The 24,211-nt window shown below is 46.0% G+C and carries 22 protein-coding genes; 8 read left to right on the top strand and 14 right to left on the bottom strand.

Features of this window, described 5'->3' with window-relative positions:
- The first annotated feature begins 11 nt into the window (after window positions 1-11).
- From speE to E0Z06_RS00805, 3 genes are all read left to right on the top strand, one after another.
- On the top strand, window positions 12-869 hold the full coding sequence (gene speE, locus E0Z06_RS00795; RefSeq protein ID WP_132581003.1) for a polyamine aminopropyltransferase: 858 nt from the start codon (window positions 12-14) through the stop codon (window positions 867-869).
- A gap of 105 nt (window positions 870-974) precedes the next feature.
- Window positions 975-1,424, top strand: a complete 450-nt coding sequence (locus tag E0Z06_RS00800) for a DUF4124 domain-containing protein (RefSeq protein WP_132581005.1) — start codon at window positions 975-977, stop codon at window positions 1,422-1,424.
- Window positions 1,425-1,603: 179 nt separating this feature from the next.
- Entirely contained in the window at window positions 1,604-4,189 is a 2,586-nt protein-coding gene (locus E0Z06_RS00805) for a TonB-dependent receptor (RefSeq protein ID WP_132581007.1), read from the top strand.
- A gap of 64 nt (window positions 4,190-4,253) precedes the next feature.
- Here the strand turns inward: E0Z06_RS00805 and E0Z06_RS00810 are convergent, their stop codons facing one another.
- The gene (locus E0Z06_RS00810; RefSeq protein ID WP_132581009.1) at window positions 4,254-4,892 is read right to left on the bottom strand and encodes an OmpA family protein; all 639 of its coding nucleotides are present in this window, start codon (window positions 4,890-4,892) and stop codon (window positions 4,254-4,256) included.
- Between the two features lie 199 nt (window positions 4,893-5,091).
- On the opposite strand from E0Z06_RS00810, the gene E0Z06_RS00815 reads away from it, so the two are divergent.
- From E0Z06_RS00815 to E0Z06_RS00825, 3 genes are read left to right on the top strand one after another with little or no spacing between them, the layout of a single operon-like run.
- Complete coding sequence (locus E0Z06_RS00815) at window positions 5,092-5,610, top strand: DUF4124 domain-containing protein (protein ID WP_132581011.1); 519 nt, start codon at window positions 5,092-5,094, stop codon at window positions 5,608-5,610.
- 60 nt (window positions 5,611-5,670) lie between these two features.
- Window positions 5,671-6,777, top strand: coding sequence for a glutamate 5-kinase (gene proB, locus E0Z06_RS00820; protein WP_132581013.1), 1,107 nt, complete (start codon window positions 5,671-5,673; stop codon window positions 6,775-6,777).
- Between the two features lie 12 nt (window positions 6,778-6,789).
- The gene (locus E0Z06_RS00825) at window positions 6,790-7,866 is read left to right on the top strand and encodes a glycerol-3-phosphate dehydrogenase/oxidase (RefSeq protein WP_132581014.1); all 1,077 of its coding nucleotides are present in this window, start codon (window positions 6,790-6,792) and stop codon (window positions 7,864-7,866) included.
- On the opposite strand, the gene argA is transcribed toward E0Z06_RS00825, so the two are convergent.
- The 5 genes from argA to E0Z06_RS00850 all read right to left on the bottom strand — a co-directional run bounded on the left by argA (window position 7,867) and on the right by E0Z06_RS00850 (window position 13,619).
- Entirely contained in the window at window positions 7,867-9,186 is a 1,320-nt protein-coding gene (gene argA, locus E0Z06_RS00830; protein ID WP_132581016.1) for an amino-acid N-acetyltransferase, read from the bottom strand.
- A 237-nt stretch (window positions 9,187-9,423) separates the two neighbouring features.
- Window positions 9,424-10,572, bottom strand: a complete 1,149-nt coding sequence (locus tag E0Z06_RS00835) for a glutathionylspermidine synthase family protein (RefSeq protein ID WP_132581018.1) — start codon at window positions 10,570-10,572, stop codon at window positions 9,424-9,426.
- 6 nt (window positions 10,573-10,578) lie between these two features.
- Window positions 10,579-11,205: a DUF1190 domain-containing protein gene (locus tag E0Z06_RS00840; protein ID WP_207903114.1), complete on the bottom strand. Its 627-nt coding sequence runs from the start codon at window positions 11,203-11,205 to the stop codon at window positions 10,579-10,581.
- A gap of 84 nt (window positions 11,206-11,289) precedes the next feature.
- A complete protein-coding gene (locus tag E0Z06_RS00845) occupies window positions 11,290-12,648 on the bottom strand; it encodes a hypothetical protein (protein WP_132581022.1) in 1,359 nt (452 codons plus the stop codon).
- Window positions 12,649-12,806: 158 nt separating this feature from the next.
- Window positions 12,807-13,619, bottom strand: coding sequence for a PEP-CTERM sorting domain-containing protein (locus E0Z06_RS00850; protein WP_132581024.1), 813 nt, complete (start codon window positions 13,617-13,619; stop codon window positions 12,807-12,809).
- 276 nt (window positions 13,620-13,895) lie between these two features.
- Between E0Z06_RS00850 and E0Z06_RS00855 the strand changes: the two genes are divergently transcribed.
- Both E0Z06_RS00855 and E0Z06_RS00860 read left to right on the top strand, forming a co-directional pair.
- Entirely contained in the window at window positions 13,896-15,137 is a 1,242-nt protein-coding gene (locus E0Z06_RS00855) for a DEAD/DEAH box helicase (protein ID WP_132581026.1), read from the top strand.
- 68 nt (window positions 15,138-15,205) lie between these two features.
- Complete coding sequence (locus E0Z06_RS00860) at window positions 15,206-15,667, top strand: GNAT family N-acetyltransferase (protein ID WP_132581028.1); 462 nt, start codon at window positions 15,206-15,208, stop codon at window positions 15,665-15,667.
- A 28-nt stretch (window positions 15,668-15,695) separates the two neighbouring features.
- Here the strand turns inward: E0Z06_RS00860 and E0Z06_RS00865 are convergent, their stop codons facing one another.
- From E0Z06_RS00865 to E0Z06_RS00900, 8 genes are all read right to left on the bottom strand, one after another.
- The gene (locus E0Z06_RS00865; protein ID WP_132581030.1) at window positions 15,696-18,041 is read right to left on the bottom strand and encodes a TonB-dependent receptor; all 2,346 of its coding nucleotides are present in this window, start codon (window positions 18,039-18,041) and stop codon (window positions 15,696-15,698) included.
- 204 nt (window positions 18,042-18,245) lie between these two features.
- On the bottom strand, window positions 18,246-18,950 hold the full coding sequence (locus tag E0Z06_RS00870) for a 2OG-Fe(II) oxygenase (protein ID WP_132581032.1): 705 nt from the start codon (window positions 18,948-18,950) through the stop codon (window positions 18,246-18,248).
- A 142-nt stretch (window positions 18,951-19,092) separates the two neighbouring features.
- Window positions 19,093-20,481 (bottom strand): tetratricopeptide repeat protein, encoded by a 1,389-nt coding sequence (locus E0Z06_RS00875; RefSeq protein ID WP_132581034.1) that lies wholly within the window; start codon window positions 20,479-20,481, stop codon window positions 19,093-19,095.
- 18 nt (window positions 20,482-20,499) lie between these two features.
- A complete protein-coding gene (locus tag E0Z06_RS00880; protein ID WP_132581037.1) occupies window positions 20,500-21,132 on the bottom strand; it encodes an energy transducer TonB in 633 nt (210 codons plus the stop codon).
- A gap of 1 nt (window position 21,133) precedes the next feature.
- Window positions 21,134-21,538, bottom strand: a complete 405-nt coding sequence (locus tag E0Z06_RS00885; RefSeq protein ID WP_132581039.1) for a biopolymer transporter ExbD — start codon at window positions 21,536-21,538, stop codon at window positions 21,134-21,136.
- Window positions 21,538-21,924, bottom strand: a complete 387-nt coding sequence (locus E0Z06_RS00890; protein ID WP_132581041.1) for a MotA/TolQ/ExbB proton channel family protein — start codon at window positions 21,922-21,924, stop codon at window positions 21,538-21,540. The genes E0Z06_RS00885 and E0Z06_RS00890 overlap by 1 nt, the downstream gene beginning before the upstream one ends.
- The gene (locus tag E0Z06_RS00895) at window positions 21,921-23,228 is read right to left on the bottom strand and encodes a MotA/TolQ/ExbB proton channel family protein (RefSeq protein ID WP_132581043.1); all 1,308 of its coding nucleotides are present in this window, start codon (window positions 23,226-23,228) and stop codon (window positions 21,921-21,923) included. The genes E0Z06_RS00890 and E0Z06_RS00895 overlap by 4 nt, the downstream gene beginning before the upstream one ends.
- Entirely contained in the window at window positions 23,225-24,100 is an 876-nt protein-coding gene (locus E0Z06_RS00900) for a DUF3450 family protein (protein ID WP_165907359.1), read from the bottom strand. The genes E0Z06_RS00895 and E0Z06_RS00900 overlap by 4 nt, the downstream gene beginning before the upstream one ends.
- Window positions 24,101-24,211 lie beyond the last annotated feature (111 nt).

The raw sequence follows: 24,211 nt of genomic DNA on the forward strand, positions 1-24,211 counted from the left end.
GGGTAAGAAATATGTCTGGTTTTAATAACAATTGGTACACTGAAATTTTTGCTGCCAGTGGCAGTGCTTTTGGCCTGCAAGTCACTAAAAAGCTTGATGAAGTGCAGTCACCATTTCAAAAAATTGAAATGTATGAAACCACACATTTCGGTAATCTTATGGTTATTGATGACGTAATAATGTTAAGTAGCCGAGATAATTTTTTATACCACGAAATGCTTAGCCACCCTGTGTTGTTTACCCACGCCAAGCCAAAAAATGTGGTTATTATTGGTGGTGGTGACTGCGGCACCTTGCGCGAAGTGTTAAAACACCCAGACATCGAACAAGTAACGCAAATTGATATTGATGAGCAAGTTACGCGCATGGCAGAAAAGTATTTTCCTGAGCTATGCCAATCTAATAACGACCCACGTGCAACCTTGGCTTTTGCTGACGGCATTAAGTTTATGCGTGAAGCTGCGCCTGAATCTATCGATGTCATTATTGTTGACTCTACTGATCCTATTGGCCCCGGCGAAGGTCTATTTAACTGCGCATTTTATGATAGCTGCCGTAAAGCCTTGCGTCAGGGTGGTATTTTAGTGCAGCAAAGTGAGTCACCGCTTATTCATATGCCACTGCTTAAAGCGATGCGCGATGCCATGCAAGACGCTGGTTTTGCAGCCTTACAAACCTTACTGTTTCCGCAAATGGTGTATCCATCGGGTTGGTGGACGTGCACTTTAGCGCGTAAAGATGGTGAATTTACTGGGTTTCGCGAAGCGGATGCTGCCGACGCGCCATTTAGCACCGAATATTACAACGTAGATATACACAAGGCCGCGTCAGCCTGGCCTAACTTTATGAAAACGGCTTTACATAAATAGCCGGTAAAGCAATAAGATTAAGCTAAAGTTCAAAATAAGTGCGATGGTTGGCTTGCGAAGCCGGCAAGCTTTCTGTACATTTACTGTTCATTAGTGGGGTAGTAAATGATGAAATTTAGTTACTTATTGTTATTTGGTGTGTTTTCGGCTCAAGCAGCGGTGTATAAGTGTGAACAAAATGGCGTAGTCGAATTTAGCCAGTTTCCTTGTGCCGATGAAGCTGAGCAGGTAGATATGCGCCCAATTGGCACCGCGATGAGTGGTACGCGCGGTGAATTTAAGCAACAAGTTGACGCCATTAAACGCCAAAGCCGCTTCGTTGAGTTTCAAATAACTAAGCTTGAACAAGAAAAACAAGAACGATTAGAAGAGCTTAAAGTAGATTTGTATAAACTGCGTCGCAGCTTTCCCAAATCTGAAGAGTTGGTTGCACTGCAGCAAAAAATCGATCGGTTAACGGAACACTATGATGAGAAAATTGGTGCTGAACGGTTAAGTTTGGCGAGCCTAAAATCAAAAGCTGTTACGCTTGAGCGCCAATACGCGCAAAATTAATAAATTTGTATAAAAAAAAGCCCCGCATAGCGGGGCTTTTTTGTTTAATTCAGTTTAAAGTAACTTTTAGGTTATCGTTGTGATAACTTTAAAACCGAACATGTTAAAAATAAGAAATGGTGCTACAGATACACTGTAGAAAACAGTGAGTAGCAAATACATAACAAGAAAGGATGATTATGAATAAGTCATTTAAATATTCTCTTTGTGCGCTAGCAGTAAGCTCGCTGTGTTACAGCCAACTAACATTGGCTCAGCAAAGTGATGACCAGGCAAAAGCACAGCAAGTTGAACGAATTGAAGTTACCGGCTCGCGTATTAAGCGTAACGATTTAGAAGGCGCTGCGCCTATTGATGTTATTAGTCGTGAAGACATCGCTAAGTCAGGCTTTTCTAATTTACAGCAGTTATTAGAGCGCACTCCGGTTGCAGGTACAGGCACATTTTCTACACGAGGTAATAATCAAGACTCAACCGCTAACGGTGGTGCGGCGATCAGTCTGCGTGGTTTTGGTTCAGACGCAACGTTAGTGCTAATTAACGGCCGCCGTGTTGCGGTAAGTGCGTTTGCGGAAAATATCGCTAATTCCTTTGTTGATATTAACTCGATTCCGGTTGCGGCTATTGAGCGCATTGAAATTTTAAAAGACGGCGCGTCGGCAGTGTATGGTTCTGATGCTGTAGCTGGTGTTGTTAATATTATTATGCGTAAAGACTTCGAGGGCGCAGAAGTTAGCCTAAGTCATGGTGGCACCACAGGACCAAGCTATGATGAAACCGCAGGTAGCTTTGTTTGGGGCACCCAGGGTAAAGATTCGAATGTTACTCTAATTTTGGATTATTTTAAAAACACCTCAATAACGGCAGGTGAGATGGGCCGTTTTGGCACGGCGAACCAAGAACCCTATGGTGGTGATGACAACCGTTCATCACGCGGGTTTCCGGGTAACTTTGTGGTTAACGGTGTAACAACGATAGATCCAGGTTGCCCTGCCGGTAGCGCAGCCGGCATTAACTGTTTGTTTGATTATGGACCTTACGGTTATGCCGTTCCGGCAGCAGAACGTTTAGGCGCAATGTTGCAAGCTAGCCAGAATTTTAGCAATGATATGCAAGGTTATATCGAGTTGGCGGTGCAGCATAACCGTTCTGAAGCTATGGGCGCACCCACACCTCTAGATGCTGATGCCGGTCTCACTGTGCCTGCGGCACACCCTAATAATCCGTTTGGTGTCGACGTTGGTATTAATCGTTTCCGTACCGTTGATGCTGGAGCGCGACAATGGAGTATTGAGTCTGACACCTTGCGACTGGTAGTTGGCTTGCGTGGTACAGTCAATGATTGGGATTGGGACATTTCTGCGCAAAAAGGCCGCAGTGAATCAATGCAAACGGGTAGCAAGCAGCAAGGCTGGGTGCGGACAGATTTTCTGCAAGAACAAATTAACCTAGGTAATTATAACCCCTTTGGTGGCGCTTATAACTCTCCGGAGGTGATTGATGCAATTACGACGTCGTTAGTGCGTCGGGGCGCGTCGCATTTAACCTCATATGATGCGAGCATTAGTGGCGAAGCCTTTGCACTAGGTAGTCAGATGGTATCGATGGCTGCGGGTGTGGAATACCGAAAAGAAGATGCTTTCGACCAACCCGATGACCAATTTCAACGCGGCTTAATTTTTGGTACTGAATCAGTATCAGCGCAGGCGGAGCGCGATCAGTATGCCGCTTATGTTGAGTTCTTGGTGCCCATATCAGATGCGCTTGAATTCACAGTGGCCGGTCGTTATGACCATTACAGTGATTTTGGCTCAACACTTAACCCGCAATTAACGATGCAGTGGCGTCCGCTAGATAACTTTACGCTACGCGCGTCATTTGGCCAGGGTTTCCGCGCTCCGTCGTTGGCGCAAATTGGCTTAGGCCCATCACAAGAGTCGTTGTTCTTTGTTGACACTTATCGTTGTCCAACTCCGGATGCAACTAATCCAGGTTGTGCCTCTACTGACTACACCATAGTGTTTGTCGGCGGCGAAGGCTTACAGCCAGAAGAATCTGAAACCTATAACTTAGGCGCGGTGTGGCAAGTAACCGAAGATTTTGACATTACTGCGGATATCTGGAGCATCACCCAAGATAATAAAATCGATAAAAACGATTATCAAAATGTCTATAACGCAGAGTGTAATAACCAAAATAGCACGATTTGTGTGCGCTTACCTGCACTGCCTGGCCAAGCTTTAGGCGATTTGTCGCGTTTGTACAACAGCTATGTGAACATTAGCTCGCAAGAAGCGACCGGCTTAGACTTATCGACATCGTATCGCTTAACGCTGCAAGATATGGGCTTGGTTCGGTTTAGCTTAGACTGGTCTTATATCAATAAATTTGAAAAAAATGGCATAGACTACGCTGGTGAGTATAACTATCCGAAAAACCGTTGGTTAGCATCAGCTGATTGGAGTTACGGGGATTGGGGCGTTACGACAAGTTTGAGTTATGTTGGACAGTTCGAAGACTATGCTCCGCCTAGCGAGGTTGAGTCAACTAAAACGCGTAGCATTGATGCACAAGTATTGTTAGATATTCAAGGACGTTACAATGTCAGTGAAAAACTACAATTAGTATTGGGTATGAACAACGCATTGGATGAAGACCCACCGTTTGTTATTGGTGATGGTGATGCCGATTTGTACGGTTATGCGTCAAAAGTGCATAATACCCGCGGTCAATATATTTACGGTAAAGTAACTTACCGTTTCTAATCGCTAGCCGATAAAAAACAGCGCCTAAAGGCGCTGTTTTTGTTTGAGCTTTGCAGTCACAACTTTAGTTAACAACAGGCTCAATATGAATTTCTACGCGGCGGTTTAATGCACGGTTGCCCTCTGATGTATTCGGCACTATTGGGTAATTAGGGCCGTAGCCTTGAGTTTCGACCCGGACTTCTTGCACACCTTGCGCCAGTAAATACTGTTTTACGCTATTGGCACGAGCCTGCGATAAATTCATATTGTACTGATAGGCGCCGGTATCATCTGTGTGACCGGCTATAACCAGCATGGTTTTTTCGTAATCGCGCAATACTTTGGCAATATCGTTAAGTACGGGGAACAGGTTAGAGCGAATATCTGAACGATTAATATCAAACGTTAGCTGTGCAGGAATGTCTAAACGTAATTTATCACCGTCACGAACAACTTTAACACCAGTGCCGCTAAGCTCATCATTTAAGGCTTTTTCTTGCTTATCCATATAGCTACCGACAGCGGCCCCGGCTAAAGCACCTACTGCGGCACCAATAGCTAAGCGCTTGTTTTTATGATTGCCTGTAGCCTTACCTGCTACCGCACCGGCAACAGCACCAATGGCTGCACCCTTACTGGTATTTGAGTATTCGGTTGAGGCACAACCCGAAAGAACAAGGCCTGCTGAAACTAATGAAACGAGTAAAATTGAGCTGCGCATATATGTAACTCCTAGCAATATTTAGACACTACTTTAGTAAAGTCTACTGAATTTGCGCTGAACTATATCAGCAAGTGACTTTGTCGCTGTTAATCTTTGTTTATTTCTAATGCTTTCGTTCACTTTTTAACGGTTTTTCAGTATTGTACATGAGTTTAGTTATCTGTCAGTGCTGCCAAGGTGGGAAAAGGATTTAGCAATGAACAAGTTTTTAGGCTTAGGCATCGCCTTAAGTGTAATTTTTATGACCAAGCCAGTTTTGGCCGACGTCTATAAGTGTACCGACGCAGCTGGCGAGGTTGTGTTTCAAGGTGAGCCGTGCCGCGAAGGTGACGAAGTAAAACTAGATATCCGTTTTGCTGAGAACTCGAAAGGCGCTGTCGATAACTTGATTTCAGGAAGTTGGTGCGAAGTAGGCACGTCCAACGTTGCAGATGGACTAGTGCAACAAGACAATGCCCTACGTAAAACCTGGATTTTTAGCGATCGACAGATGGTGCAGCATATTACCCAAGGTCAGCGTTTAGATACCTTTAAATATCAAATCAGGCAATCACCCGGCTCTTTTGTTATTGATCATCCGGCTTTTGGTAGTGGCCAAGTAAGTTGGCAGGTGAAAAAATTAACCGAAGATAAGCTAGTTATTGCCGCTTATGGTGGTTTTACTCATTTAACCGCGGGCAATTGTGAAATTGCTATGGCAAGTACAACGAATTAAATAGACACACCTAAAACTACGCTCTAAGCTGCTGCTACAAGGGTAGCATTTAGGTGTGTTATGTTAAATTCTGGCTGGCGGCGTATTGTTATTAAAGTTGGCAGTGCGCTAATTTCTCCTACCGCAAAAGGCTGTTCGACTCGTTATTTATTAGCTATTGCTCGCTTTATTAGTGAATGCCGCCAGCAAGGCATCGAAGTAGTGCTGGTGTCATCAGGTAGTGTTGCCGCTGGTCGGGGCGCAATAGCATTTCCACATCAACCGTTGCCGATTAATATTAAGCAAGCTATGGCCGCGGTTGGCCAAACAGAAATGATGGCAACTTGGAGCCATTTATTTGATTTTCGCTGCGCGCAAATTTTGCTTACCCATGATGATCTTGCTAACCGTCGACGTTACCTAAATATTGATAATACCTTGCGTACTTTGCTTGCTAACGAAGTGCTGCCGATTGTTAATGAAAACGACAGCGTGGCAACGGCTGAACTAAAAGTGGGTGATAACGATAATTTGGCTGCGATGGTAGCGATAGTTGTTGATGCTGATGCATTGATTATTTGTTCTGATATTGACGGCCTATATTCGGCAAACCCGCGTACCACGCCAGATGCACGTTTTATCGCCCAAGTAGCCCAAATTAATGCCGATATATATGCCATGGCAGGAGGTAGCCACCATGCTATTGGCACTGGCGGCATGCTAACAAAAATTCAAGCGGCCGACAAAGCGACGCGCCAGGGTATCGATACGTTAATAGTAAACGGGCAAAAGGCAGATAGTTTTGATGCGTTGTTGCATGGCAAACCAGCCGGCACCTTGTTTATGCGACAACAGGACCGGCTAAGCGCGAAAAAACACTGGCTATTACACAGCCTTAAAAGCCAAGGCAGTATTATGCTTGATACTGGCGCAACCCAAGCACTATTGCATAAAGGTGCCTCATTGCTGGCTAAAGGCGTAGTGAGCATTGATGGGCAGTTTGATAAGGGTGATGCAATTTGGTTATGCGACAATGCCGGTAAGCAATTAGCCAAAGGCATCAGCCAATATAGCGCCACTGAACTGCAGTTAATTAAAGGTCTGCACAGCCAAAGAATTGCAGACGTTTTAGGTTTTTGTCCCAGCGAAGCCGTGGTGCATCGAGATGATATCGCGTTAGCTAATTAAGGTGGGTTGCCAATGAAAATTGCAGTTGTAGGTGGCGGTATCAATGGTTTAAGCAGTGCGTGGCAACTGGCTTTGGCAGGGCATGACGTTAGCCTATTTGAACGAGACAAGTTAATGCAGGCCACTAGCCGAGCCTCGTCTAAATTATTGCACGGCGGTTTGCGCTATTTAGAGCAGGGAGAGTTTCGTTTAGTGCGTGAAGCGCTGCAAGAGCGGCGCTGGTGGCTAAAAAAAGCGCCACAGCTTACCCGCAGGCTGCCAATCTTATATCCGTTATATCAAGATTCTCGTCGTGCCCGTTGGCAACTAAAAATAGGTTTATGGTTATACGACAGTTTTGCTGGGCGCAAAGGTATTGGTCGGCATCGTTGGTTAACGCCGCAACAAGCACTGCGCTGTTCACCGCAGTTACAGCCTGAGGGGTTGAAGGGTGCCTACTTATTTTTTGATGGTCAGATGGATGACGCCAAGCTAGGTTTGTGGATGGCGGAACAATGCACTAAAGCGGGCGCAATGTTATTTGAACATAGCCCAGTACTGCAGGTAACAACAGAGGCAAAAATTCTGCTAGCAACCGGCTGGCAGCAGTTTGATCGCGTAGTAAATGTGGCTGGCCCTTGGAGCCAGCAGTTATTACAGCAATCTTCGTTACCGCAACAGCCTTTAGACTTGGTGCGCGGCAGTCATCTGCTACTACCCGCAATAAGCCGTTACGGCCATATGCTTGAAGTGCCAGGAGAGGCGCGCATTGTGTTTGTGTTACCTTATCAAGGTAAAACCTTATTAGGTACTACTGAAGTGCGTCAACAGCTAAATGAGCCGATACAGTGCTCTGCAGCAGAGCGAGATTACTTACTGAAGGTATATAACCACTACTTTCAACCCCAGCAACAGACTGAAGCGGTATTGGACGATTTTGCTGGTGTGCGGCCTTTACTTGGTGGTAGTGCCGACGCAAGCAGAGCCAGCCGTGAATACCAACTAAACTGGCAAGGCCAATTATTAACCGTATCGGGTGGCAAATGGACTACAGCACGGGCACTGGGTAAAAATGTCGCCGTGCAGGTAGCTAAAACGCTGACTAAATAACTACAGGGTAATTGCTAAAATTTTTGAACGGCGTTGATAGTTATACAGCTGCTTTTTTTGTGCGGGTAAATCTTCTACTGTTAGCAATTCAAAACCCTGCTCTAAAAACCAGTGAATACTGCGCGTGGTAAGAGCAAATAATTTCTCATACTTGCGTTGGCGCGCTTGCTGAATAATGCTTTTTAGTAACAAACTACCACGATCGGCATCACGGTAATCTGGGTGCACGGCTAAGCAGGCAAATTCGCCGACATTATCATCTGTAAAGGGATACAGTGCGGCACAACCAATAACTAAGCCATCACGTTCAATCAAGGTAAATTGATCAATCTCCATTTCTAGTTGCTCACGAGAGCGGCGCACTAACAGGCCTTGCTGCTCTAGAGGGCGAATTAAATCTAAAATACCGCCAATATCGGAAATAGTAGCGGCGCGTAACTTTTCTGCCGACTCAGTGACAATTTGTGTGCCGATACCGTCGCGAGAAAATAGTTCTTGCAGTAAGGCACCATCTTCGTCGTAACTTACTAAGTGACAGCGCGGCACACCAGCGCGGCAAGCGGTAATAGCGGCATGTAAAAATGCCATAGTGCTAGGGCAATCAATCGGTTGCTGCTGCATATTTTGTAATATACGCTCAGCGGCATTTGGCATTAGTTCAGCCGTTATTTTTTCATTTTCATCTAAAATACCGCCAATTTCACTAAAGCCAATCATCTTCTCGGCTTTTAGTTTTATTGCGACATGGGTGGCAATATCTTCGGCTGTAAGGTTAAAGCTTTCGCCGGTTACGGACGCTACTATTGGCCCCATTAACACTATGCCGTTATTGTCCAGCTGGCGGCGAATACCTGCCGCATCAATCCGGCGTACCTTGCCGCTATGATAGTAATCTACCCCTTCATCTACTCCTAACGGCTGGGCAATGACAAAGTTGCCGCTAACCACGTTTATTTGTGCGCCCTGCATCGGTGTGTTGCTTAAACTCATAGATAGCCGTGCGGTTATATCAAGCTGCAAAGCGCCGGCAACCTGTTTTATTAGCTTAAACGAGTCGTCATCAGTAATTCGTATCCGATTATGGTAAGCCGGCTCAAGCCCCGCTTGTAGTAACGCGGCATTAATTTGTGGCCTTGCGCCGTAAACCAGGACTATTTTTATACCTAAACTGTTTAGTAGGGCAATGTCGTTAATAATGCTGCGAAAGCCAGGTTGAGTAATGGCTTCACCACCCAACATAACGACGAAGGTTTTGCCGCGATGCGCGTTAACATAGGGGGCGGATTGCCGAAAACCGGAAACAAGTTCAGTAGTTCGCACGGGTAGCAGGTGTCCTTTTAGCAAAGAGAGTTGGTTTGTAAGATATAAAGATGGCAGCTTGAAGCAAAAACGCCAACGTTAACACCAGTATAGTTTTTGCATTTTAAAATACGGTTGGTTTTATATCCATGCTTTTCGCATAAATATGCTGTTTTAAGTTGTAGGGAAATAAGAAAAGTTATCGTGGTTAGCCGTAAACAGCAGGTTAAAACAACCTGCTGTCTCAGATAGTTAAGGTTAATCGAGAATAATATGTGGTAAAAACCGCGAACTGTCTTTGGTAATTAAGCTGTTATCTTCGCGAATGCAAATGCCGGCGGCACTGTCGCCAACTACCCAGCTGCCAATTAGCGCATAACTATCAGCAAACTTTGGTAAAGGCGCTAACTCTTGGCGAATATAGCCGCTATCGGTATAAGGCCCGTCTTGTTTGAATAATTTTCCACTGTTGGTTACTAATTCGATATTGGCCCCTTCGCGTGAGAACAAAGGCTTGCGCACCCAGCCATGTTTTAATGTGCTGCCGTCATCGAAAAATGTTGGTAATAAATTAGGGTGGCCTTGATACTTTTGCCACAACATTGGCAGTATGCCTTTATTTGACAACAAGCATTTCCATAGCGGTTCTATAAACTGGGTTTGGCTGCTGATAACCGTGCTGGCAAACTCTTCTTGCAGCATAAATTCCCATGGGTACAGCTTAAACAAACCTTGAATAGGAAAGCCGTCTAAATCGACCAATTGGCCGTCAATGTCGCCTAGTTGTTCCAGCTGAATGTAGCGGCAATTTACGCCAGCTTGTAGCGCAATATCCATTAAGTAATCAACAGTGCCTCTATCTTCGGTACTGTCGGCGACGCTAGCAAAGTAAAAGGGTTGTGCCAGATTAAGCTCGGCAAAGGCCTGCTGTAGCTTGTCTTGTAATGAATTAAACTGATCTGCACCCTGAGGTAGCGCGCCGCGCATTAATTGATCTTCTAGCCATACCCACTGAAAAAAGCCCGTTTCGTATAACGATGTTGGCGTGTCGTAGTTTAGCTCTAGCAACTTAGCTGGGCCGTTGCCATTGTAGCTAAGGTCCATGCGGCCGTATAAATGCGGTTGCTGATTTTGCCAACTGTCACGCACTGCCTGCCAAAATTGTTCAGGTATAGCGAGCTGTTGTAGCTGTTGCTCGCTAGTAACAATGTCGGCAACCAGATCAAGCGCCATCTGATGTAGCTCTTCAGTTGGCTGTTCTAAATCGTGCTCTATTTGTTGCAAACTAAACTGATAGTAAGCACTTTCATCCCAGTATGGCTCACCGTCAAAAGTATGGAAATTAAAGCCAACACTTTCGGCAAACGCCTGCCAGCCAGGGCGTGGGGTGCTGTTTACTCGTTTCATCGCTAATTAACCACCTGTGCTACTAGCACTGCGCTTGGCTGCTTGAGAGCCAAAACCACCACGTTTTGCCAGTGTTGCCGGTTTAGGTTGTACCGCAGATGGGCGCACACTAGTGGCACCGGGTTTTGACGCTACAGCAGTATTACTTGCGGTGCGAAAGGTATTGCGGTCGTCACGAGATTTATATAGCGGCTGTGTTGCGACAGCGCTGCGTGCTGCACTGGCTGTTGGTTGCGCTGGTGCGCTTGCCATTCCGCCACGGCTTAACATTTGCCCAGCCATAAAGCCCATCATCATCGGCATAAAGAAACCGCTGCTTTGCTGACTTTGTGACCGCTGCTCAGTATTGTTTGCCGCCAGTACGGGGGCATTTTCACATTGGCCAGTGCCAAAATCTGTTTCGCATTCTTGCTGGCTGGCGTAACGCGGTGCGACCTGCGGGTGCAGAGTTTGTGCTTCGTCAAAAGCGGCTTTACATTCTGCCGGCGGATTATAATAGGCTGCACATTCGTCAGGGCTATTAAATACCTGCACTTCTACCTGCTTTTCACTGCAACCGGCTAATACTAAACCGGCTGCCGGTACCATCATAATTAAGCGGGCTGCTTTACTGCGTTTAAATATGTTGCTCATCAAAGACTCCTTAATAGCTTGGTGGGATCCTGCGCAAAAGGCGACAGTAATACAAGTGAATTAGTGCAATATTATGGAGTTTATTTAATACTTTGTTTTGGCGTAAGTTATTGGGTTTGGTGCTTGGTTCCATAAATTTTGATGTGTGCTTTGGCTAAAAAACTGCTGTGGTTGCCAGCAGCGCGGTAAAAACCGTCGAATCTGGCCGGGCTCCCAGTCGGCGCTAAGCTGCATTAAAATTTCTTTTAAACGCGCAGTGGGAATAACTGATAGCCGATCACGTGCGGGTTTAAAATATAAATTATGCGCAAGGCTAACCTGACAATTATGGCCGCCGCGGCGATATTGTAAGTTGCGGCTGACAATGCGGCATAAGGGTTCAGCTAATTTGGCTGGGTATAGCTGGTTTACTATTGCTAGCTCGTATTTTTCTGCGTAGCCGCTGTCATGCTGAGTAGGTATAAAAGCAATACCATAACCTTGCGGAAAGATACCGACGATATTAATCAGCTGCTGAACCCAGTTAGCTGGAAATTGGCCACGATTGACCCCATCTTTTAATAATAAGCTGGCTTTAGGTAGCGCTTCATATTGGTAGCGGTCTCTACCTGGCAGCACAATAGAGCTGTACACCTGAGGGAGACTAAGTAAAGGGGCTAGTGGGCCATCCGAGTTAATGCTCTGGCTTAATAACTGTTTAATAAATTTTATATTATTTTGTTGTTGCAGCTGATGCAGTTGTTGTTCTCGCTTACTGTTACCGCGATAGGGCACAAGTTGTAAAGCCTCATCCAGTAATCGAGCCATTGCCACCTTACTCGTTGCAAGGTAGCGCTGTCGTTCTTGGTGTTGCATGCTGCGGTTAGCGTCATATTGTCCAGCATAGCCAGTAAGTAGCGTAATAGCATCAATATCCAGTTGGCCACAATCTAGTAGCATCACCGCTATTATTAGTGGTAGCTGCACGTTTACACGAAAGGGGCAGGTATCGTCGGCAAAGCGGCGAGCAGTATAATGGTGCAATAACGTGTTATCGGTTAGTAGTTTATGCTCAAGCGCATGCTCAAGTAAACGCAGTGTTAGCGCCGCACGGTATAGTAGTTTGTAACCAAATTGCAGTTCGCGCCAACGTCTCGGTGAGTCTGGAGCGGTTAATTGCAGACTACCTAATAAACGTGCCGAGCGCACTAAGGTGTCAGCTTGGTTATTACCTTCGCTTAAGCGCAACACCTTTTCAGCTAAAAAAGTTAATTGCGGCATTAGTTCTGGTTTTGCGATCACGGCATCACTAACCGGCATATTATTAGTCATGCGAATAAAGTGATGCATATCATTAATTAGGCTGACTAAGCTATCCGCGTCAGCTACCGAAGTAAGTGCCTGTAGCAAGCGTTTTAATTCGCGCATAAAACTGCTGTCAGCAGACAAAGTTGATGAACGCAAGCAGGCGTCTCCGCGATAAGTTAGGTGCTTACAATACCTGATCTTAGTAGTTGAATAAAGCGACCTGTGTTTTAGCTAAGCGGTGGCTGTCGTTGCGCATTATTGTCGGGGCAATAACAAAAAAAGCCAGCAAGCTGGCTTTTTTTGAGCTAATTAGATTAGCCGAAAATTTTACGACGGCTAAGGCCTAATAAACCTGCACCTAATAATAATAAACTCGCCGGTGCTGGCACTTGAGTTGGGCGATTAGACGTGCCAACTACAATGTTATCAAATTCAGCAGCGACGCCGGTTGAAGTGAAACGGAAACTGGTAAAACCCGTGCCGGTAAAATCGATATTTACATACACGTTTGAACCCGGTGCGATCTGATTACCACTGACACCACCGTTATTGCCTAAAATTTGTGGGCCAGTCAGCGTATCCATTAAATCGCCATTACCATCAAAAAATTCTAAATAGTTATAAACGTCGATAGAACCAAAGTACACGCCTAGGTAATTAATACCTGCGCCAGAGGCAAGAATGCTGCTGTAATCAATAGTAATTGATGACGGTAAGCTGCCACCTTCGGCTGGTGTATAGCCAAAACAGGTGTTGTCGTTAGCTGGTGCAGCAGCATAACCGGCAGAACCCTGGCGAGTGTTAAAGGCATCTGAACCCGACATTGACACTTGAATTGCTGAGCCAGCAAATAATGAGTTGACCGCACAGCCGCTTTGGCCGCTTTGTTTAACGTCATTATAGGCGGTGCTGCCTGCACCAAAACCTACCATTTGCGTAGCGCTGTCAAAGGTTTCAATAAAGAAGCCATTAGCAGGATCTAATAAATTACTTGGGTCGATATAGTTGCTGGTTAAGCCAGAGCCATCAGTAGCGGCTTGGCCACCGTAGGTAACCATTAATGTGGCTTGCGATGAAAAGCAGGCTAAGGCAGCTGTTGTTAGTAAAATCCGTTTAAAGCTTTTCATATAAACCTCGGTATAAATTGTGATGCGTTGTGTATTCTAAGCGTGATAGAGCATAATTAATGCCAGAGTTTTAACTGGCTGTATTTTCTGGTTTTGCTTAACTTTCGTGCCTTACATTTAAATACAATTGTAAACAAAGTCGACAGTGTAAAGTTGGTGCTGGCGTAATGGTTACTCGCAGTGTTCGCACATTTACTGTAAGATACGCGCCCTCTGTTTTAGAGACAACTGCAGCTGCGGCAGATATATTTCGCAGCAATAACTGCGGGATATCGCATGCAATTTACTGATTTAAACCTAGCACCAGCACTGTTAAAGGCCATTGCTGAAAAAGGCTACACTACACCTTCTCCTATTCAGCAGCAGGCTATTCCTGCGGTGTTAGCTGGCCGAGACTTAATGGCTGCCGCGCAAACCGGTACTGGCAAAACTGCTGGCTTTACATTGCCATTATTACACTTATTAAATGACGGCCCTAAAGTGCAGCCGAACCAAGTACGGGCATTAATTTTAACGCCAACGCGTGAGCTTGCCGCGCAGGTTGCAGAAAGTGTCGCTGTATACGGTAAATATATGCCGTTAAAAAGTACGGTAGTATTTGGTGGTGTAAAAATTAACCCGCAAATGATGGCGCTGCGCCGTGGCGTTGATATTTTAGTGGCAACACCAGGCCGTTTATTAGACTTGTATCAGCAAAATGCAGTGCGTTTTACGCAACTGGAAGTGCTGGTATTAGATGAAGCCGACCGTATGTTAGATATGGGCTTTATTAATGATATTAAAAAAGTGCTGGCTTTGTTACCAAAGAAGCGACAAAACCTGCTGTTTTCGGCCACGTTCTCTGCGGACATTCGTAAATTAGCCAAAGGTTTAGTAAATGATCCGCTGGAAGTATCAGTTAGCCCAGAAAACACCACGGCGGAGCGCGTAGAGCAGCTTATTTATCCGGTTGATAAAAACCGTAAAGCGGCATTAGTAACCAAGTTAATTCTGGATAATAACTGGCAACAGGTGCTTATTTTTACCAAAACTAAGCATATGGCGAATAAACTTAGCCTGCATTTAGAAACTGCCGGCATTAATGCTGCGCCTATTCATGGCAATAAAAGCCAGAATGCGCGCACCAAAGCCTTAGCTGATTTTAAAGCTGGGAAAGTGCGTGCCTTGGTTGCGACTGATATTGCTGCGCGCGGCTTAGATATTGATCAGCTGCCGCAGGTTGTAAATTATGAATTACCTAACGTGGCAGAAGACTATGTACATCGTATTGGTCGCACTGGTCGTGCTGGTGCAGCCGGGCATGCTATTTCGCTAGTGTGCGCCGATGAAACCAAAGAGCTGGTAGGTATCGAGCGCTTAATTAAGCAACATATTCCACGCGCGCTGTTAGAAGGTTTTGCGCCGGTAAATACCGTGCCTGAAATAAAGCTTAATACCAAGCCGTATAAACCGAAGAAACCCAAGGTAGCCAAACCGGGCCATCGCGACGGACAGCGGCCGCTGGCACGTTCAAGCTAATACACATACAGCATCGGTTAGCTGGCTCTGGTATAGTAATATTTTACGCAGCCAAGGAGCCAGTATTAATGCAGTTGCAGGTATTAACCTTTAACGAATTAAACATTTACACGCTATATAGCTTATTGCAACTACGGGTAGATGTGTTTGTGGTAGAGCAAAATTGCCCTTACCCCGAGCTGGATGACAAAGACGTACATCCACAAACCCAGCATATTATTTTGCAAAAAGGCGATAAAGTTCTCGCCTATTCTCGCGTATTAGCACCCGATATTGGTTTTGCTGATTTTCCTGCTATCGGCCGTGTCTGTGTTGCGCAAACCGCGCGTCGTTTAGGTTTGGGCCAAGTGCTAATGAGTGAAAGCCTAAAGGTGGTAAATTCTTTATGGCCCAATACCGATATTCATATTTCTGCGCAGTGTTACCTGCAACAGTTTTACCAAGAATTGGGCTTTAAGCCTGCCGGCGAGCCTTATTTAGAAGACGATATTCCGCATTTAAAAATGATAAAACCGGTTAACATTAGCTAACCGGTTTTGTTGTGCTGCTATTTCTGAATTAAAACTTATAACTTAATGCTAACCACAGGCTGCGTGCTTTTTCTGTTGTATTGTAATCGGCGGTGCAGTTATAAGTGTCTTGGGTGTCGGCCAATAAACAGGTACGGCTAGATAAATCATCGTCTAACAGATTATTAATACGCGCGCTAAAGCTTAACTGATCTGAATACTGATACTTAGCACCTAGGTGCAGTAATTCATAAGATTTGTAATACAGGCTTATGGTTTCAGGGCCAGTAGGGCCGCTGATATTAGCGGTGCCGCGAAAACGCTCACCACGCACTTCAGCAATCAGTTGCATGCTGAACTCGTCCAGCAACTGCCAGTTAACTGTAGCGTTAAGCATGTTTTTTGGTGTGCTAACTAAGGGCAAGCCAGCATCACGGCCACTTTTAACTTCACTGTCGGTGTAGGTGTAATTGGCCGTTAGGCTAATACTGTCGGTAACGTTAAGCTTACCTGATAGCTCAACGCCGCGCGTTTCTGCTTTGTCCACGTTAGCCGCTTGAGTAAAGCTGTTGTAACCAAGCTCTGCCCAGCCTGGGCCTATATCCACGCAAGGTGTACCTGCTGCGGCCGTTTCGCAGTTTGGCAGGTTGTCTTGATTAATAATTTTGTCGCTAAAATCGTTATAGAACAGCGTAATATTACCGCTAAACATATCATTGCTGTAGTAAGCGGCTAGCTCATAGTTTACGCTGGTTTCAGGTTGTAAATCGGGCGTACCAACAAAAGGGCTAACGCCTTGGCCACCAAAACCGGTAATACCAGAGAATAGCTGGTTAGGCTTAGGTGCTTTATAACCGGTACTTACGCCACCTTTAACCGTCCATTGTTCAGTTGGTCGGTAGTTTAAGTAAGCACGCGGGCTAAATTGATCACCAAAGATATTATGGTTATCAAAGCGAGCACCTAGGGTAGCGGTAAACTCAGGATCAAACTCCCAGCTATCTTCAGCAAAAACGGCTACTTGACGATGGGTTTGGCTGGTACCATCGCGAAAACCGTCGCCATACATACCAAATACACCATCTTCCATTTCGGCGTTAAAGTACTGCGCGCCTAGCACAAAGTAATGATCTTGGTATTGCGACTCCAGTTTGGTATCAATAATTAAGTTATCAATTTGCAGGGTACGGGTAGGGCGCGGTAAAAATTGCGTCTGTAATTGCTCGGCTAATGCTGGCGTTAAAGCGGGTTTACTCTTACCTTGAGCAATAACTTGCTGGTTCCATATTGTTTGCAGCTCACCGCGCTCTTCTACGGTAAGCGGTAAAGAGCGGCCAAAGTTTTCACTGCGGCTTTGTGTAATGCTGCTGGTTAGTGTACCAAAATCAAACCGGCCAACGTGTGCCAGTATCCATTGCTCTCGCTCTACGCGCTGGTATGGCGTGTAGCCCACCCGAGGTTGGATCACACCTGCACCGCTAGCACGCCATAAACTAGTTGCACTGTCTAAGGTGCCGGTTTGACCTTCAGTGTTATCGTAACGTTGTTTGGCAATATCGTATTCAAGGCTAATAAATTGTTGTTCGCTAAGGGCGTAGTTTAACGTGCCGCCTAGGTTCCAGTTTTTTGCTGCAACAATTTTTTTATCGCCAAAGCTACCTTCATCTACCCAAGTAGAGCCATCAGGCAAAGGCAAGTTTGCACTATAGGTTGGCGCACTTTCATCGCGGTCGTAAATACTACCACGCAGTGCATAGGTTAAGCTGCTCGCGCCAGTTGGGCCAGTTAGATAAAGGTCAGCTTTTTTGTCATCACCGTATTGGCTATCTTGCTGTAGGTTGCTACTAACGGTAATACTGCCGTGGGTGCTATCTAGCTGTTTACGCGTAATAATATTAATAACGCCACCAATAGCATCAGCACCATACAGTGTAGACATTGGCCCACGTACTACTTCAATACGTTCAATTGCTTCAAGCGGTGGCATATACATAAACTGACTGTTGCCAAAGTTATTTGGCCCAATATCACCTACGTCGCTTTGCCGGCGGCCATCAATTAATACCAGCGTATAATCAGACGGTAAACCGCGCATAGTAATACTAATGTTGCCGTTTTTATCTTGGCCACTGCCGACGTCTATCCCTTCAATATCGCGTAGCGCATCAGCTAAGCTGGTAAAGGATTTATTTTGTAAATCTTCACGTGTTACTACTGACACACTGGCAGGGGCATCAACCAACTTTTGTTCATAACCTGACGCTGTTACTACAATAACTTCTATATTGTGATCCGCTGCTGCCGCGCTGGCTGCAGTTACGCTTTCTGCTTGGGCAAAGGGTAACGAAAAAGCTGCAGCAATGGCACAAGCAACTGTGGTTAAACGAAACAACATGGAAACTCCTTGAGGGAAAGGTTTAGCTTAAAGCTGAAATAAATCGCTATGTAAACAATGTGGCGAATGATAATTATTACCATTGAGTAAAGCAACAACAATTGGAATTAATCGTTGAATAAGTAGTGAATTACAGTGGGTAGTTAATTTACTGAAAAATAGGTAGGAATTAAAAGGCTGGCTGTTAAGTGGCCAGCCGCCGCTTTAGGCTGTTGCTGCGCCGTAAATTTGCTCGGCGTGGTTAAATAGAATCCAGCTGGTAAGAATGTACTTATCGTTTGATATGGGAATGCAGCCACGGTGGGTGTGGGTGAAGTAGGCCGGCGCAATTACCATGCGGCCTGCTTTAGGCTTAATCGACTTTTGCTGGTAATAAAATTCGGTTTCGCCACCTTCGGCCACGTCGTTTAAATAAAACATAAACAATAGGGCACGATGCAATGGCTCGGTGCTGCCTTGTTGCGGGTAAACTTCGCTGTGCCAGTAACCATAGTTGCCAACACCGGCTTGGTATTTTTGTGCCTGTATTGGCCCTAACCGATACAGTGCGCGCATAAAATCAACCGCTTTATTTGCCCCCAGCTCTGCATAATTATCTTGAGTAATAGCCACTGGTTTTCCGGTTTGCGGATGACTAATGGTTAAGCCGACCGGGCCTATTAAGGCAAAATGGTATTTCTTGAAATATTCAGCGGCGTAATGGGTAGTGGCCTGCAAAACAATCTGTAGTAATGACTGATATTCGGCATGCTGAAACAGGTATAAGTCGGTGCTGTTTTTTTTTGTTAAATCTACACCGCCACCGGTACGACCTTGGGTGGTATGTGGGCTGGTATCAAAGGTGTTGATCAGTTGCTGACAAAAATCAGTTGATAGGGCGTTGTCATAAATTTCAATAAAGTCGGTCATTGCAGTTACTCAGGACTGATTTTTAGCAAGCTAGAGCGCAGAATAACATAAAAGTATAAAGCGCAGTGTGCGTTAATGGCCTGTTACCATACTGCATTCTGCGCTTGGGTGAAAGTGGCCTAACTTGCTATTTAATCTCGTTTTAACTTTGTTGCCGCACCAGTTGCTGCAAACTACGAATGTTGTCAGCAATGTCTTGGCGTTGTGGGGCTAATTGTCGTACCTGTTGTAATAAGCGCAGCGCAATTTGATATTGTTGCCGATTAATTTCCAGTTGCGCTTGCCGTTGTAATGCTGACAATTTTACTTCGCTAATGGTAGCGGCACGGCTGTAGTTAATGCTGGCTAATTCAATATTGCCCTGAGTTTCGTACCACTGGGCTAAAGCCAATATGGCATCACCGGCTAGTGGGTCTAACGCTACCGCTTGCTGTAAGGCCTTTAGCGCTTGTTTAGGTTGTTTATCTGCCGTTGCTAGCTGTGCTTGTACCAAGGCTAATTGTGACTGTTGTTTTACCGTTAAGCGTTCAGCAGGTAACGCTGGTTTTTGTAGCAAGCGCCGTAGGGCAGGCCATTGTTGTTGGTAAGCTAGATACTGTACGGCCTGCAATAATGGCGTATGCCACGCATCGCTTTTGTTACCACCAGCGATAATGGCGCGTTGTAATAAGCTAACACCATGCTCGGCGCTACCGTGGGCAAGGTGTAGTTGCGCCGCTAATAGCAGGTTTTCTGCGCTGTTTTCACCTAAACGCAGCGCCACTTCAATACTGCTTAAAGCTTGGTTTGAATTACCCTGGCTGAGCGCCAGTTGGCTACGCTGCAACCATAGCGTTTTATTGTCAGGCTGTTGCTGCAAGAGTTGTTCAAGCATCGCTTGTGCTTGTGGCCACGCTTGGCTTTGAATTAGCGCATACAGTAAACCTTGCTGCCATTGGTTGTTATCGGGTTCAAGCATTAGTGCTTGTTGATAGCCCGCGACGGCGCTGGCCGGCTGGGCGGTTTGTAGGTTAATAAACGCCAACTGGCCATACACTTGGGCATCGGCAACGCCTAAATTAATGGCCGCGACTAAATGTGGTCGGGCTTGGGTATATTGCTGCTGTTGCATAAACACTAAGCTAATGGCTTGATGTGCTAGCGCTAAATCTGGCTGCTGCTTTAGTGCGGCTTGCAGGGCCGTTACGGCGTCGTCATAACGCTGTAGCGACAGCAGTACTTGGCCACGAAGCACTTGCAGTGCGGCGCTATCAGTTTGTAGCGGGCGCTGGTTAAATAGCTCGGCAATGGCTTTATAATCTTTTTGCTGTAATAACGGTTGTAGTTGGCGCGAAAAACCAAGTTCCACTGGGCTAACTGCGGCAGTGCGTTGAGCAATAGCGGTATTATTTAGCATAAGCTGCCAAACCGGCTCGGCCAGTTTCACTTGTAAAGTGTTAGCCCAGCTTGAACTGGCAAATATAACCAAACCCACTACTGCTGTTTTTAATACTTTTGTATTGAATACGGCGATTTTATAAAAAGATGTCATCGTTTAACCATTCCGCAGTTAAGGTTTAAATTCTACTGGCCAAATAAACCGAGCGCTTACCGCTTCGTTAGCTTTAGTTGGCATACTAAAACGGCTATTGCGTACAATGCGTTCAATTTCAGGTTTAAGTTCAGGGTACGGGTTTTCGACAATATCAAGCAGGGTGATCTTGCCGTGCTCATCAATCAGTATATCTAGTTTTACGCGAGCGTTTTTTACGCCCTGTCGGCTTAAACTACGTGGAAATACGGCATTAAGCGGCGTTTGTAGCACAGGCAGTGCATCTAGTTGATCAAGGCTAAAGGCATTTATTTCCATCTGTAACGATTGCCATTGCAGCTGCTGCACCTGTGGTTTGGGTGCGTTGAGCTCTAATTGCGGTTTCGTTAGCGTAATATCCGGTGTGGGTATTTGCACGGCGCTATGGGTATTTACTTGCACATCCAGTACTGGCGAAGTGGTAACCGGTTGTGGCGGGCTGGGTGGCGGCGGTGGTGGTGGTACCGGTAGGCTAGCAAGATCAATTGGCCGCACCAGTAACTTTTGTTCGGCTAATGGCTGAAATTGGCGGGAATACCACATCATGCCGAGCGCGGCTGTTAGTAATAAAATACTTAAACCAAAGGCGATTAAACGTATACGCGAGTGCATCTTACTCGGCTACCGTGGCTAGGCTTACTTGGCTGGCACCGGCAAGTTTGGCGGCATCAAGTACTTTCACTAATAAGTCAGCGGGTACGGTTTTGTCTACTTGCAGCACTACGGGGCGGGTACGTTCACGTAACAGCTGCTCAACGGTAGGTTGTACGCCGTCTACACCAATATTGCTGCCGTCATAATATACTGCGCCCTGATCGGTAATGGCGATCAGTATGACCAATTGCTCAAGTTGACTGGCTGATACGGCTTGTGGCTTATCAACGTCTACACCGGTTTCACGCACAAACACCGTAGTAACAATAAAGAAAATAAGCAGAATAAACACCACATCCAGCAACGGCGACATATCAATGCCCTGCTGCTGTTGCTCTAAACGCTGGCCTAATCGCTGCTGCATTAGGCCTCCTGCAGGCACAGATGATTAATGCGCGCGCGGTTTAATTTGCTATTAACCGATGACTGCAATAGCCAAGCTGGAATGGCGCAAGTTAAACCCAGTTGCGTGGTAAATAGTGCCTCGCCAATGCCTGCACTTAAATCAGCGGCACCGCTGCCACCCGATGCCATACCAGCAAATACACTTAGCAAACCAACAATGGTGCCAAGCAAACCGCATAACGGCATACTCGCAATAAGTACGGTATTAAATTGTTGCCATTGCCCGCACTGTTGCCAGTTACCTTGGCGCAGCAATAGCCATTCTTGTAATAACAGCTGATAGCTGCCTAGCGCTGCGGCTAAAATTAGCCAACAAACAAGGTTGTCGAATAACATTGAGATCATGCTGCGTGCTCCTGAGTAATGGCGGACTGAGGTAACGGCTGTTGCGATAGGCTTAAGGCTAAAGCTTCAAGCTGGTGGTAATAGCTGCGGGCTTTGCGTGACAGCAGCGCATGTAATACCAGCGCCGGTATGGCTACTACTAAGCCGAGTTCGGTAGTAATAAGCGCTTGGGCAATACCACCCGATACTACTTGCGGGTCGCCAGAGCCAAACAACGTCATCATATTAAAGGTTTCAATCATGCCGCTAACCGTACCGAGTAAGCCTAATAACGGTGCCACAGCCGCGGTTACGGCAATAGCACCCAACCTCGCATCTAACGTTAACCGGCTGTGTTGCAACACGGCAAATAGCGCGTCGTCACGTTGCTGGCCAATCGCATGTTTTTCGCTACAACTGGCTAATTGCTGGGCAAAACCACTGCTGTGCTGTACGCGAGCATTAGGTAGGCTTGCGCTTTGTACAGGTGGTAAGCGCCAAAGTTGCCACGCTTTATGCAGCGCAATAACTAAGGCCACCAAGGCAAAAGCTAAAATAGGCAGCGCCCAAACGCCGCCTTTACTAATATGACTAACCGCTGATTCATGCTGAGTGCTTTTCAGTAACGCCTTGTTTAAACTGGGATCAAACATCAGCTCGGCGCGTGATTGCTGTTGTAATTGCGCTAGCGCCGAGTTATCGCTAAATGGCAGCGCAACGGTAGGTACTTCTGCATCATTACTGCGATGAGCTAATAAACCGCCCTGCTGTTGTTGTGCTAACCAGTACCAACTAATGGGCCCAGCGCTAAGCACCTTGGCATTAATTAATTCACCATTTGGCTGAATAATATCGCGGCTTTGCCATTGTGGATAAAGGCTATGTTGTAACTGTGCCGCATAAGCGCTGGCAGCTTGTAACTGGTTATTCAGATTAGTATCGGTAACGGCTAAATGATGCTGACGAATAAAGCTGGCCAGCTGATTTTTCTGATACTGCTGCTGATCTTGCCAACCTTTTAAGCGCTCAGTTAGCTGGTTTAAGCCTAACGTGCTTTCATCTTCAGCCCGTCGCGCCACTGCGGTTTTTTCTCTAAGTTGCTGCACTTGCTGCTGCAACGCTTGATATTGCGTAGTGAGCTGCTGTTGTTGCTGACTAATTTGTTTTTCTGTGCTGCTTAATGTTTGTTGGGCTTTTTGAATATCGGCTAGTACTGAGGCATTCACATCGGCTGCCGCTGCAGTTAGCGTTGTTGTTGCCAGTAACGCCATACCGGTAAGGGTAATAATCTGTTTTATACTAAGCAGAAAACGGCTTGGTTTCATGGCGTTTTCTCCTGTTCGGCCGCGCTGGTAGGAGCAGATGTTTCGCCAGAAAGCTGAATAGGTAGGCTAATAAGCTCAGCTTGGGCACGCTTTTCTAGTATGGCAATGGCACTAAGTATTGGTGCGCTATCTATGCTGTTATCAAACTGCCAGGTCCAGCCGGTGCTGGCTGGGAAACCTATGCCGGTGTAGCTGCCATCAGCGCTACTAAACCAAGCTTGGCTGGCGCCTAAATACAGCTGGCGCACCCGTACTTGTTGGCCCTCTGCGGTAGTTAGCGTCATATCATCTAGGCTAAGCCGCTGTTGAAACTCGGCTAGCTTACCCAGTAAAAATAATGCCCGTTGTAATTTAATTGAGCTGTCAGCGCTATCTGACAAGCTATCTAGCTCTTGCTGCCATAACTGTTGTAACGGTGGCGGTAATTGCGGTTGCATTACTTGTACTTGTTGTAATAACGCCGCAATTTTTTTTGTGCCTTGCTGTTGCTGCTGTTCTAGTTGCTGCTGCTGGGCGAGCAGTTCGTTGCGCTTTTCGTCAACGGCATTGTTTTGCTTGTTGTTACGCTCAAGTACTTGTTGCAACTGCTTTTGTTCTGCCTGCAGTAAACTGATGCCCTGTTGCAGGCTTTGCTTACGCTGCTGGCCGTCTTGTTGAATTTGTAGCTGTTGCTGCTCTAAGGCTAACCATTGCTGCACCAACGCATCTAATTGCTGAACAGCTTGCGGTGTAGTCGCGGCGCTAGAGAGTGGATATATAAGAAAAATAGCTAATAAACAATGCTTTAAGGCGATATTTTTCGAGTTTTGATAAAGTTTTTGCATGTTTTGCCAGCGTTTGGGTCGTGACCACAAGGTTAACAGATGGTGCATTATGTCAAAACCGTGCATTGAATGCAACTGATAATCTTTCTCATTTACATTGCATTATCGCAGTGCTAGCATATTCGCCGATAAATAAATGCCGGCATACAACCGTCCGGA

It is taken from the genome of Rheinheimera sp. D18, from assembly GCF_004345025.1.
Classification (GTDB): domain Bacteria; phylum Pseudomonadota; class Gammaproteobacteria; order Enterobacterales; family Alteromonadaceae; genus Alishewanella; species Alishewanella metallidurans.